Origin of the sequence: Streptomyces cavernae (assembly GCF_004023625.1) — a bacterium.
Lineage (GTDB): Bacteria > Actinomycetota > Actinomycetes > Streptomycetales > Streptomycetaceae > Streptomyces > Streptomyces cavernae.
In genome coordinates this window covers 55434-67958 of the sequence record NZ_RPDJ01000033.1, presented here as the reverse complement: position 1 = coordinate 67958, position 12525 = coordinate 55434, and the positions used below count along the sequence as shown (strand labels likewise).

The 12525-nt window shown below is 70.7% G+C and carries 10 protein-coding genes and 1 pseudogene; 4 read left to right on the top strand and 7 right to left on the bottom strand.

Going from position 1 to position 12525, the window contains the following annotated elements; all coding sequences use genetic code 11:
* Nucleotides 1-6 precede the first annotated feature (6 nt).
* On the bottom strand, nucleotides 7-1194 hold the full coding sequence (gene glgA / locus EF387_RS35310; protein ID WP_128380681.1) for a glycogen synthase: 1188 nt from the start codon (nucleotides 1192-1194) through the stop codon (nucleotides 7-9).
* A gap of 84 nt (nucleotides 1195-1278) precedes the next feature.
* A complete protein-coding gene (locus EF387_RS35305) occupies nucleotides 1279-2016 on the bottom strand; it encodes a (2Fe-2S)-binding protein (protein WP_128380680.1) in 738 nt (245 codons plus the stop codon).
* Between the two features lie 240 nt (nucleotides 2017-2256).
* Here EF387_RS35305 and EF387_RS35300 point away from each other — a divergent pair, with 240 nt between their 5' ends.
* Nucleotides 2257-3405, top strand: a complete 1149-nt coding sequence (locus tag EF387_RS35300) for a DMT family transporter (protein ID WP_128380679.1) — start codon at nucleotides 2257-2259, stop codon at nucleotides 3403-3405.
* Between the two features lie 97 nt (nucleotides 3406-3502).
* Here the strand turns inward: EF387_RS35300 and EF387_RS35295 are convergent, their stop codons facing one another.
* Together EF387_RS35295 and EF387_RS35290 are read right to left on the bottom strand one after the other, a co-directional pair.
* The gene (locus tag EF387_RS35295; protein WP_128380678.1) at nucleotides 3503-4771 is read right to left on the bottom strand and encodes a transglycosylase family protein; all 1269 of its coding nucleotides are present in this window, start codon (nucleotides 4769-4771) and stop codon (nucleotides 3503-3505) included.
* An 83-nt stretch (nucleotides 4772-4854) separates the two neighbouring features.
* Nucleotides 4855-5826 carry an acetylxylan esterase gene (locus tag EF387_RS35290; protein ID WP_128380677.1) on the bottom strand — a complete coding sequence of 324 codons (972 nt, stop codon included), beginning with the start codon at nucleotides 5824-5826 and terminating at the stop codon, nucleotides 4855-4857.
* 138 nt (nucleotides 5827-5964) lie between these two features.
* Here EF387_RS35290 and gndA point away from each other — a divergent pair, with 138 nt between their 5' ends.
* Entirely contained in the window at nucleotides 5965-7404 is a 1440-nt protein-coding gene (gndA, locus tag EF387_RS35285; protein WP_128380676.1) for an NADP-dependent phosphogluconate dehydrogenase, read from the top strand.
* A 1067-nt stretch (nucleotides 7405-8471) separates the two neighbouring features.
* On the opposite strand, the gene EF387_RS35280 is transcribed toward gndA, so the two are convergent.
* Together EF387_RS35280 and panD are read right to left on the bottom strand one after the other, a co-directional pair.
* Nucleotides 8472-8816 carry a GNAT family N-acetyltransferase gene (locus tag EF387_RS35280; protein WP_128380675.1) on the bottom strand — a complete coding sequence of 115 codons (345 nt, stop codon included), beginning with the start codon at nucleotides 8814-8816 and terminating at the stop codon, nucleotides 8472-8474.
* A gap of 28 nt (nucleotides 8817-8844) precedes the next feature.
* The gene (gene panD, locus EF387_RS35275) at nucleotides 8845-9258 is read right to left on the bottom strand and encodes an aspartate 1-decarboxylase (RefSeq protein WP_128380674.1); all 414 of its coding nucleotides are present in this window, start codon (nucleotides 9256-9258) and stop codon (nucleotides 8845-8847) included.
* A gap of 766 nt (nucleotides 9259-10024) precedes the next feature.
* Here panD and EF387_RS35270 point away from each other — a divergent pair.
* On the top strand, nucleotides 10025-10519 hold the full coding sequence (locus tag EF387_RS35270; protein WP_128380673.1) for an ATP-binding protein: 495 nt from the start codon (nucleotides 10025-10027) through the stop codon (nucleotides 10517-10519).
* A 54-nt stretch (nucleotides 10520-10573) separates the two neighbouring features.
* Nucleotides 10574-11103: pseudogene (locus EF387_RS50180) on the top strand (transposase family protein); the annotation flags it as partial.
* Nucleotides 11104-11649: 546 nt separating this feature from the next.
* Here EF387_RS50180 and EF387_RS35260 read toward each other — a convergent pair.
* Nucleotides 11650-12492, bottom strand: coding sequence for an AfsR/SARP family transcriptional regulator (locus EF387_RS35260; protein WP_128380671.1), 843 nt, complete (start codon nucleotides 12490-12492; stop codon nucleotides 11650-11652).
* Between the last annotated feature and the right edge of the window lie 33 nt (nucleotides 12493-12525).

Genomic DNA, 12525 nt, shown 5'->3' with positions numbered 1-12525 from the left:
CCCTTGCTACCCACCCTGCGCCTGTTTGAGGACTTCCTCATACAGGTGAACCGTGCGCCGGGCCACCGCGTCCCAGCCGAACTCCCGCACCGCCCGCTCCCGCCCCGCCTCGCCCATGCGGCGGCCGGCCTCGGGGTCCCCGATCACGGAGTCCAGGGCGCGGGCGAGTCCCGCCTCGAACGCCGCACCGTCGCCGTTCGCTCCGTCCGCCCCGTCCAGCGGGACCAGGACACCCGTGACGCCGTCCTCGACGACCTCGGGGATGCCGCCGACCCGTGAGGCCACGACGGGCGTGCCGCAGGCCATCGCCTCCAGGTTCACGATGCCCAGCGGCTCGTACACCGAGGGGCAGACGAACACGGCGGCGTGCGTGAGCAGCTGGATGACGTCGGGACGCGGGAGCATCTTCGGGATCCAGTGGACTCCGTCGCGCCTGCGGCCGAGCTCGTCGACGAGGTCGCGGAACTCGCGGTCGATCTCCGGAGTGTCCGGGGCACCGGCGGCCAGCACCACCTGGACGGCCGGGTCGATGTCGCGGACCGCGCGCAGCAGATGGGGTACGCCCTTCTGACGCGTGATACGGCCAACGAACAGCAGGTACGGGCGGCCGGTGTCGATACCGAGGCGGCCGAGCACCTCCGTGCCGTGGTCCGGCTGGTAGAGGGTGGTGTCGATGCCGTTGTGGACCACCCGGACCTTCGCCGGGTCCAGCGCCGGGTAGCAGCCGAGGATGTCCTCGCGCATGGCCCCGGAGACCGCGATCACGGCGTCGGCGGCTTCGATCGCGGTGCGCTCGGCCCAGCTGGAGAGCGCGTAGCCGCCGCCGAGCTGCTCGGCCTTCCAGGGGCGCAGCGGTTCCAGCGAGTGGGCGGTCATCACATGCGGGATGCCGTGCAGCAGCTTGCCGAGGTGGCCGGCGAGGTTGGCGTACCAGGTGTGCGAATGGACCAGCTCGCGGTCCTCGAGGCCGGCGGCCATCGCGAGGTCCACGGAGAAGGTGCGCAGCGCGTCGTTGGCGCCGTCCAGGGAGGACCATGGGCGGTGGCGGACCACTCCGTCGGCCCGGCCCTCGCCCCAGCAGTGCACGTCGAGGTCCGCGAGGGACCTCAATTCCCTTGCCAGAAACTCGACATGGACCCCGGCCCCGCCGTACACGTCCGGCGGGTACTCCCGGGTCAACAGGCCCACTCTCACGCAGAACCTCCCCGTGGTTTTCGCCGGCCCCTTCATGGTCACCCAGATGAGGCTCTGGCGGAAGACCACCGCTTTACGGATTGGTCAACTGCGGGGGGCGAGTCCCGGTCTCCGGTCGAAGCAGCAGTCCCCGCACAGACCGCCGCCGGGCACCCGGTAGTACAGGCAGCAGCTCCGGCGGCGCAGGGTGGCCGGATCGAGGCTGCCGGCGAGGCCGGGGCGGCCGAGCAGGCCGTCGGCGAGCGCGCGGACCCGTGCCGCGGCCTGCGGGCGGTGGTGGGCCCGGGCCCAGCGGTCGATCTGCCGCACCGTTCCGGCGAGAGCCGAGCCGGCGTTGCCCCACAGCAGCCGGTCGGAGACCCGGTGACGGGCAGACAGGGTGTCGATCAGCGGAACGAGATGGCCGGTCACCACGACTGCCATGACGTCGTCGACGGCGGTCACCGGAAGCATCCGCAGCTCCGACAACCACAGATCGTCGGGAGCGGAGGCGTCCGGATCCCAGTGCAGCAGCCGGGGATCCAGATCGGGCAGCTCGCCGTACAGCGCGGCGGCGCCCAGCGCGACCGACCAGAGCCGCGCCGCCAGCGCCTGCTGGGTCACGGAGGCCGCGACGCGCGGTTCCGGGGTCCGCAGGTTCTCCGCGACCTTGCGAATCCGAAAAGTTATCGAATCGCCATAAAACCCGACACTCTGTGCCGTATGGGTCCCTGAGTACGCCTGGGCGAGCGTCGGCAGTCGGGAATGCGGCGGGCCACCCGTGCGTAGTACGAAGAAGCCGCCGAGCGCGCGGAGACCCGTGAGGTCGCGGTCGATGTCCACGAAGAGCAGTAGTACCAAGGCCCCTAGGGGTTTCCCTCATGGGGGCCCTGCCGGGCGGCACCAGACCTGGGGAGGACCGGAGTAGGTACGTACTCCATCGGCAGTACGACTCAATGCGTGCTCAGGTACGACGACGTGAGCCCGCTCACGAGGCATCGTGGAGACCATGGATGCCGATCGTTCGCCCCGCCGGACGGAGTTCGCTCCGGGGCACGCCCACCGCACAGAGAGGAGGGACCGATGAGCGCACTCGCTCTGTCGGTGCTGCTGTCCCTCGTCTCCGCCGTCGCTTACGCGGGCGGGGCGATCGTGCAGGAACGCGTCGCCGAGAACTCCCCGGACCAGCAGTACGCGCCCATGCGCCGGGCCGGCTGGTGGGCCGCAGTGGGGCTCAACGGACTGGGCGGGCTGCTGCACGTGGTGGCGCTCGCCTACGGTCCGCTGAGCCTCGTGCAACCCCTGGGCGCGCTGACCATCGTGGTCGCGCTGCCCATGGCGGCGCTGTTCGTGGGCCGCCGGGCCGGAGCCACCGCATGGCGCGGGGCGATCATGGCGACGGTGGGCCTGGCCGGACTGCTGTCCCTGGTCGGCATGGCGGACTCGCAGTCGCTGGACTCCGCCCAGCGGGTCGCCCTGGCCGTGGTCACGGGTGGCGCGGTGGTCGCGCTGATGGTGGCGGCCCGGGCGGCCCACCGGCACCCGGCGGTGCGCAGTGTGCTGCTCGCGGTGGCCTCCGGCATAGCGTTCGGCATGTCCTCGGTGTTCACCAAGACGGTCGCCGTGGACTGGGCGGGCGGGGTCTCGCTCGCCGACCTGCCGAGCCTGGCGGTCATAGGCGTGCTGGCGACCGCGGGGATGCTGCTGTCCCAGGCGTCCTACCGCGGCGCGGGCCTCGCCGCCCCGCTCGCCACGCTGACGGTGGTGAACCCGGTGGTGGCGGCGGCCGTCGGCATAACGATGTTCGGCGAGACCTTCCGCTACGGCACCACGGGCACCCTGCTCGCACTGGGCTGCGGGATCGTCGCCGCGGGCGGCCTGATCCTGCTGACCACGGAGCGGATCAGCGGGGAGGAGCGCGTGGCCGGCCAGGTCTCCGGTCCGGCTCCGGCCCCGGCCCCGGTTCGGGTCCCGGCTTCCGTTCCGGTGCAGCGCGCGGGGGGCGAGGACATCCTCGCCGAGGTCGTGGACGTACCGGTACCGGACCGCGTCCCCGAGGAGCTGACCGCCACCGTCTTCGCACCGGCCCCGGCCGCGGCTCGGGCCCGGGAGGAGGCCTACCTCCTCCGGGAGGAGGTGTACGTGCCGCCCTTCGGCCCGTTCTACGCGGGGCCGTACGTGCCGCCGGCCCGGGCGGCGAAACGCGCCGGACGGACCCGTATCAGGTCCTGACGCTCGTCGGCACCTCTGCCTCCCCTGGCACCTCAGCCACTCAGGCACTCAGGCACTCAGGCACTCAGGCACCTGACGAGCGTCGCCCCGAGTTCCGTCAGATCCCGGCGCCGCCAGACCGCAGATATGCCACCGGATCCACGTCGGAACCGAACCCGGGCCCCGTCCGTACCTCGAAGTGCAGATGCGGGCCCGAACTGTTGCCCGTGGAGCCGGACCGGCCGATGCGCTGGCCGCCCATGACGCGCTGACCGGACTTCACGGAGATCGCCGAGAGGTGCGCGTACTGGGTGTACCGCCCGTCGGCATGCCGGATCACGACCTCGTAGCCGAACGAGCCGCCCCAGCCGGCGCTCACCACCTCACCCGCCCCGACCGACTTCACCGATGTGCCGGTGGGTACGGGGAAGTCGACGCCCGTGTGGTAGCCCTTCGACCAGGAGGAACCGGCCGCGCGGTACTGGGTGCCGATGGCGGCGCTCACCGGGGCAGTCAGCGACCGGGCCCCGGTCCTGGCCTTGTCCTCGGTCCTCTTCTCGGTCTTCCGCTCGGTCTTCTCTGTCTTCCGCTCGGTCTTCTCTGTCTTCCGCTCGGTCTTCTTCTCCGCGGTGTCGGTCCGCGCCCCGGTCTTCTTCCCGGTGTCCGTCTTCCCGGCGGTGGAGACCGGGGTGGCCGTGGCCTTGCCGCCGCCCGACGGCGCCCCGGTGGACGCGAGGCTCAGCCGCTGACCGGGCACGATCAGGTCCGGGTCGCCGCCGACCGTCTTGCGGTTGGCCTGGTAGAGCCGCTGCCAACCGCCTTCGACAGCACGGGAGTCGGCGATCGTGGAGAGCGTGTCGCCCTGCACGACGGTGTACATCCGGGCGGTGCCCGCCTGCGACTGCGGTGTCGTCTGTGGTTTGACGTCGCGGACCGTGCGCTTGGGGGCCTTGGTGGAGGTGTCCCGCTCGGGGCCGTCGCCCTTCGGGTTGATGTCAGGGGTGTCGCCGCCCCGGGTGAGGCCCGCGCGGACCGAGCACACCGGCCAGGCGCCCGGCCCCTGCCCGTCGAGGACCTTCTCCGCGATCTCGATCTGCTGGTCCTTGGTGGCCAGGTCGGCGCGCGGGGCGTAACGCGTGCCGCCGTACGCCTCCCAGGTGGACTGGGAGAACTGCAGCCCGCCGTAGTAACCGTTGCCGGTGTTGATGTTCCAGTCGTTGCTGGACTCGCAAGCCGCGACCTTGTCCCACGTGTCGACGTCGGCGGCCTCGGCCACACCGGTGCCGATGAGAGGGATCGCCATGCCGGCGCTCCCCGCGGTCACGGTCAGCGAAGCTCGGTTGATCCTGCTGGGCTGATACCGGCGATGCCGACCCCGTTCGGCCATGAGGAAGCCCCCTTGACATGGTACGGAGCGCCAAAAGTATGCGCGGCGAACCGGCCATGACAAGGGGGCGATTCAGCCGCCCGTCACCCCAAGTGACCGGTAAACCACTTGAGTTGCGCCGCCTGTTGGTACGGGCCGCCGCCCTCGTGGTCGTTGAACGAGTAGACCTCGATGGTTTTGTCCCGACCCGCATAGGAATTGAAGGCGGCGAAGACGGTGGACGGCGGACAGGTCATGTCCTCGAGAGCGGCCGAAAACAGTGCGGGCGCCCGGCCGCGCGCAGCGAAGTGCACCCCGTCGAAGTACGACAGCGTCCGGAACACCTCGTCCTCGCCGGTGCGCCGGGCCTTCAGATAGAGGGCGATCTCCCGGTACGGGTGGCGGTCGGTGATCGTGGCGGCGCGCGGGAAGTCGCACAGGAACGGCACATCGGGCGCGATCGCCGCCAGATCCGGTACGAGTCCGCCGACCGCGATCGTGATGCCGCCGCCCTGGCTGCCGCCGAGCGCGGCGACCCGGGTGCCGTCGACCGACGGGTGGGCACGGACCGCCTCGACAGCGCGTACGGCGTCGGTGTACACGCGCCGGTAGTAGTAGGCGTGCGGGTCCTCTATGCCACGGGTCATGTAGCCGGGGTACGCGGGACCGCTGCCCAACGGGTCGGGGGTGTCGCCCTGGGCCCAGCCGCCGCTGCCCTGGCCCCGGGTGTCCATCACGAAGTGCGCGAACCCGGCGTTGGCCCACAGCAGGTGCATGTGGGGCAGGCCCCGGCCGCCGCCGTAGCCGATGTACTCGACCACCGCGGGCAGCGGTCCGCTCGCGCCCGCGGGCAGGACGAGCCAGCCCTTGACCGGGTGACCGCCGAAGCCGGCGTAGGACACGTCGAACACGTCCACGCCCACGAGCGGCAGGTCGTGGGCGACGTAGTGTGGGTCGAGGTCGTGCTCACGGACCTCGGCGAGCGTCTTCTCCCAGAAGGCGTCGAAGTCGTCCGGTTCGGTGGACGCGGAGCGGTAGGCGCGCAGTTCGGGCAGGGGCAGGTCGAAATGAGGCACAGCGACTCCTCCTCCGTACACAACATCGGCAAGTCAGGTTAAGCGGGCGCCGATTCACGGGGTCCGGGGCGCGCCCGCACGATACTGACGGGCACGACCGACGAAACGGGCACGACCGGAGCTACAGGAGCGATACGCATGAGCAGTTCAGCGCAGATCGGTGTCACGGGTCTCGCGGTCATGGGGCGCAACCTCGCCCGCAACTTCGCGCGCAACGGCTACCCGGTGGCTCTGCACAACCGGACGGTGGAACGGACCCGGACGCTGGTCGAGGAGTTCGGACACGAGGGCGACTTCGTCCCGGCCGAGACGGCGAAGGAGTTCGTCGAAGCCCTGGAGCGGCCGCGGCGGCTGGTCATCATGGTGAAGGCGGGCGACCCCACCGACGCGGTGATCCAGGAGTTCGCCCCCCTCCTCGAACGCGGCGACATGATCATCGACGGGGGCAACGCACATTTCGCCGACACCCGGCGCCGCGAGCGCGAGCTGCGTGAGCAGGGCATCCACTTCGTCGGCGCGGGCATCTCCGGTGGCGAGGAGGGCGCGCTGCACGGGCCGAGCATCATGCCGGGCGGGTCGCCGGAGTCGTACGAATCGCTGGGTCCGATGCTGGAGAAGATCGCCGCGAAGGCCGCGGACGGCACGCCCTGCGTGTCCCATGTGGGGCCGGATGGCGCCGGGCACTTCGTGAAGATGGTGCACAACGGCATCGAGTACGCGGACATGCAGCTGATCGGTGAGGCGTACCAGTTGCTGCGCGATGTCGCCGGCTACTCCCCCGCCCAGATCGCGGAGATCTTCCGTACCTGGAACACGGGCCGGCTCGACTCCTACCTCATCGAGATCACGGCCGAGGTCCTCTCCCACGTGGACGCGGCGACCGGTCGCCCCTTCGTGGACATCGTGCAGGACCGGGCCGAGCAGAAGGGCACCGGTCGCTGGACGGTGCAGATCGCGCTGGACCTGGGCGTGCCGGTGTCCGGGATCGCGGAGGCGGTGTTCGCGCGCTCGCTGTCGGGCCACATCGATCTCCGGGACGCCTCGCGGGGGCTGGCCGGGCCCAAGGCGGCGCCGCTGGGCGAGGCGGAGGCGGCGGCCTTCGCGGACCGGGTGGAGCAGGCGCTGTACGCGTCGAAGATCGTGTCGTACACCCAGGGCTTCCACGAGATCGCGGCGGGCAGCGCGGAGTACGGCTGGGACATCGACCTGGGTGCGGTCTCCTCGCTGTGGCGCGGCGGCTGCATCATCCGTGCGGCGTTCCTGGACCGGATCCGCGCCGCGTACGACGCGCGACGCGATCTGCCGAGCCTGCTGTCCGACGACACCTTCGCGCAGGAGATCGCGGCGGCGCAGGACGACTGGCGCGAGGTGCTGATCGCCGCGGTCCGCCAGGGTGTGCCGACCCCGGGCTTCGCGGCGGCGCTGGCGTACTACGACGCCCTGCGCGCGGAGCGCCTGCCGGCCGCGCTCACCCAGGGCCAGCGCGACTACTTCGGAGCGCACACCTACCGGCGGACCGACCGGGAGGGCTCGTTCCACACGCTGTGGGGCGGGGACCGGTCGGAGGTCTCCGCCTGACCCGGGGCGAACCCCCGAGGGCGCGTGCGGCGGCCGGTCACGGAGGCTCTCCGTGACCGGCCGCTCTCGTCGTGTTCCACTCCTCCGCTGAGGACTTGGCGCCGCCGCCGGGGACGGGTGTCCGTGCTCCGTCGGGAATGGGCGTCCGTGCTCCCGCCAGGGATAGGCCCCCGTGCTCCGCCGGGGACGGGCGTCCGTGCTCCCGCCAGGGATGGGCCTCCGTTCTCCCCCGCTGGGGAAGGTCTCCGGGGCCGTCCTCCGTGCTCCGCTAGGGACGGGACGTCCGCGGCGGTCCGGGCTCTGGGTCCGGTACCGGTTCGGGGCCGGGCGGCTTCGGGATCGGTGACGGGGGCGGCTCGGGCACCGGCCGGGGGTCCGGGTTGGGCACCGGATCCGGCGTGGGCGTCGGCCGGTCGGGGCCGGGCCCGGGCGGCGGACCGGGTGTCGGTGCCGGGGGGACGGGTTCCGGGACGGGTGTCGGCGCGGGCGGCACCGGGTCGGGGCTGGGCCCCGGAGTGGGCGCGGGCGACACGGGATCCGGGTTGGGCCCGGGCGCCGGCGCCGGAGACACGGGATCTGGGTAAGGGTCCGTCATGGCGTCCTCCAGCCAGTCGATACGTCGGTCGGCTCTGGACTTGTGCCACGCGTACCCGGGGCGGTGTCGTCCACTCACCCGGCCGGGACCGGCCGGGGACAGGCCTACGGCCTGTGTCGGAAGTGGCGTCTGCCGGCCGACGCCCGGCACGCTCCCCCAAGCTCGCCGAACAGGGGGCACCCCCACTCGGCCACCGGGCGAAAGCCCAAGTACATCCAGTACGAGGACCTCCGCCCGGCACGCTCCCCCAAGCTCTCCGAACAGGGGGCACCCCCACTCGGCCCACCCCCAGAGCTCGCTCCCCCAAGCTCTCGACTTCTTCCCCACTCTCGGCTGCGCTCGAGCGGGGGGGGACCCCCATGAGCAGGGGGACCCTCATGACGCCGCCCGGCCCGCCCTTCGAGCGAACGACGCCACTTCCGACACAGGCCCTAGTGCGCGGGTCAGGTGGGCAGCGGCGACGGACGCACCGTCACCAGCGCTCCGGGTGTGCCGTCACCCACTCCTTCGCGGCGCTCAGCAGCTCGGGCGAGGCGGGCGGCGCCTCCTCCGGATGGCGGGCCGCCCACTGCACGACGTACGGGCACAGCGGCGCGACCTCGATGCTCTCGCGCGCCGCCATCGCGTACAGCTCCCGCGCCAGGGAACCGGCGATGCCCTGCCCCTCGTACTCCGGCTCCACGATCGTGTGCACGGGTACCAGCGCGCGCCCCGGTGACTCCAGGACGAAGTACTCGATGCGGCCGGCGACTACGCCCTCGGCGTGCGCCTCCAGACGGCCGGAGGTGCGGTCGTCACGGATCACGATGTGGGTCATGGGGCTCCTCGGCTGAGGGTGGGGCGGATCAGACGGCCAGCGGACTGCGTTCCTGGTCCGAGCCGGGCACGGGCTCGGCCGCGTCCGAGCCGAGGGCCACGATCCTGTTGCCCGCGTCGACGTGGACGACCCGCGGCCGCAGCGTCCGGGCCTCGGCGTCGGAGACCTGAGCGTAGCTGATGATGATCACCAAGTCCCCGGGATGGACGAGGTGGGCGGCGGCGCCGTTGATCCCGATCACCCCGGAGCCACGTTCGCCCTCGATGACGTAGGTCTCCAGCCGGGCCCCGTTGGTGATGTCGACGATGTGGACCAGCTCACCGGGCAGCAGATCGGCCGCCTCCAGCAGCTCCGTGTCGATCGTGACCGACCCCACGTAGTGGAGGTCGGCCTGGGTGACGGTGGCGCGGTGGATCTTGGACTTGAACATGGTACGGAACATCGAGATACTCCCGGGACTAGGCTCCCTGCCTGCGTTTTTGCAGGTCAAGTGCTGTTTCCACACCTTACAACGACTCGCATGTTCGGGCAGCGTTCGCAGGCTCTTGCAGGACTGATACTGACCGAGCCAACTTTCCTGACGTACCGTCAGGCCGGATACGGCTCCACATCCCCAGACCTGCGCCCACGACGACGGCGTCCAGCCTACGCATCGGAGTTCGCCCGCCTTTCGTGAAGTTCGCCACTGCAGGCTGCCGCCGGCCGGTCGAGGCCGCCTGAGCCGAGGGCCGCAGGCTCGGCCATCCACTGCGAAGGACGGCACATACCCGATCTGAAACCGCCGGCCACAACCGGGCCGAAACCTGGCGCCGTCAGCTGCCCGCGGATGCGGGGGCGGGCCTGGACGTCCGCGCACCAGCCGTTGCGGACCGGGGTCCAAGGCGCGCCTGCCGCGGCGCCGCCCGGGGCGCCACACATCGTCCCTGTCGACTGAACTCCCACTCCTGGTCGGACTGGCCTCCCCGGAGTGCGTACGACCCGCCTATTGACAAGCCTGCATGCTACGGCGAACCATACTCGTGCCACTATCCGGCACTTCATGCCGGATAGTGGCACAGGCCGCCACTCCCTAGGACCGGTCAGCCGTCCCGGTCAGCCCTTGAAAACCCCTCATCCCATCCCGACTGCCCTGGCGCGGACCAGTCCTGGCAGCCCGAAAGGAAGGGGAAGCGAGGACCTTTCTTTCCGACACCGCCCAGGAGCCCGCGATGTTCTCAAGCCACGAAGCCGCCGTGACCACCCCGGCCCAGGAAAGACCCCATCCCGGCGTCGTCCCACCCGGCTCGGAGCACGTTATTGCGATCTCTCACATACCCGAGGCCGTCCGCACACTGCGCCACCGCTCACGCGCCCTGCTCATCCAATGGGGCCTGTGCCCGGACGCGGTCGACGATGCCCTCCTGGTCATCTCGGAACTGGCCACCAACGCAATCAACCACGCCCTGCCACCGGCCGAACTACGTCTGTCCAGGCCGGAGGTCGACGGTCGTCGCATTCTCCGCATCGAGGTCAGCGACGCGGGCCCGGTTCCTCGGTCATCCTCATCCCCCGACCGCCCGCACCCCGATGAGAACGGCCGCGGACTGAGCATCGTCGCCGCCCTCTCCCTCCGGCACGGTGCACATCTCGCTGCCGAGCGAACAACTCAATGGGCAGACCTGACCTGCACCAACCCACAACACTCGCTCCGGTACTCGCGCTAGACGAGTCTTTCCGAATGCCTGCGTGCACAACGCGAGGGTGCTCAAGATCCGTTTGTGACGAGGAACTTGACCACCCTCGTGACCGCGCTGTACGTGAAGATCGACGATGACTGGGCCGGGATCTCCCGACTGCCAGGCAGGCCCCCGAGACTGAGCCACTCGAGTTGCTGTGCCCGGCCGTCATGCAGGCCCTGCTCGGCTTTCACAGCGAGGCCCGCCGGCTGCGACACGTACGCGCCCACTACCGCGGCATGTTCCTCTGCATCCCGCAGGACGCCGGCTACAAACTGCGCCTACGAGCCGCGCTGCCGCAGGTCAAACGCCTGATCCGAGTCCTGGCCAAGGACACCGACTTTTGGCACGATCCCGTGTGGATCTGCGACTCCACACCCGTGCCCTGTGGCACGTCGCGGCCCACGGTGAAGCGATCCGAAGTGGCGGGGTGGGCGAGTTACGGCTACTGCTCGTCCCACTCACGGTTCTACTGGGGGCTGCGGTTGTTCCTGGTGTGCGCCCCGACTGGGATGCCGATCCTGTGGGCCCTGGCGAACCCGAAGATCGATGAACGTGAAGTCCTCGCGGCGAGGAGGAGCGAGCCGCCGCCGATGCCGTGGATGCCGCCCACCACTCCGCCGGCGGACCCGCCCGACAACGTCCAGCCCGCCCCTGCCCCCGCCCCCCAGACCCACGAACGCCCGGTCAGTACCAGCGCCCCGGAGGGTGGTGGGGCGGCCTGCAACGAGGTCTTCATGCGCAGGACGAGTGGGCCGGCGGGAACCGCACCTGCCCCTTGTCCGAGCGGATGGCCGCTGAAGCCCCCTCTGTGACCGCCACGGGCGTTTCGCGCCACCTGGGCAAATGCGTAGTTTCCCTTCGGTCCTTCGGAAACGGGGCCGCGATCAGGGGGAAGAAGAGGGGCCTCAACTGCCGCTCGCGTTGATCGACGGACAGTTCGTCGGCCCCGCCCAGGACCACATCCTGACGCTGGCCCCCAAGGAACTCGGCGTGGCCACGTACGACCGTTGCCGAGTATGCGGGCGCGTACGCGATCCACTGCTTCGCCGTTTCTGGCGTGACCACTATCAGGCCTGGGGGCGAGGGAGAGCAGGGCGCAGACCGATGTGCTCACCTCAACTGGCCACGGCAGGCACCCACAACGGGGCGACGGCGTGCTGCGGTGCCGCGCTGATCCGCGAGTGCCGCGGCACCCTTTCCCGGTCGGTCGCGTGCAGTATGTCGGCCTGCAGCCGCTTCAGTTCCGCGGCGGGTTCCAGGCCCAGCTCGCGCTGGAGGATGTCGTAGAGGTTCTGATAGGCCTGCAGCGCTTCGCCACGGCGGCCCGCCCGGTGCAGGGCCGAGATGAGCCGGCCGTGGAACCACTCGTGCAGCGGGTGGTCGTTGACCAGCGTGCGCAGCTCGGGAAGGAACTCGCGGTAGCGGCCGAGGCGGTCCTCGGTCTCCACTTTCAACTCCAGCGCGCGGATCCTGAGTTCTTCCAGGTGGGCGATGCGTCCGGTGAGAAAAGGGCCGACCGGTACGTTGCTCAGCACCCGGCCGCGCCACAGCGCGTCGGCCTCTGCGAGATGGTCTGCTGCCTTCTCGGCGAAGCCCTGAGCGAGCTCTCGTTGAGCCTGTCGCACGCACCGCTCGAAGACGTGCACGTCGGCCTCTTCCTCGGCGATGTCAAGGCGGTAGCCAGGTGCCTGGGTCACGAGTAACCGGCGTGCGGGTGCGCCCTCTTGTGCTTCGTCGAGCATGCGGCGCGCGTGGTAGACGTGCGTCTGCAGGGTCTTGGTGGCGTTGCTCGGCGCGTCGTCGCCCCACAGCTCCCTGACCAGGGTCTCGGTGGCCACCGCTTCGCGAGGCTGCAACGCGAGCACCGCGAGCATCTGACAGATCTTCGGACCCTGCGGAGCGTAGGTGCGGCCGTCATCGGTCACGATTCCAAAAGGGCCGACGAGGTTGAACTGCACTACGCACGCTCCTTTTCCGGCGCTCCCGCGCCC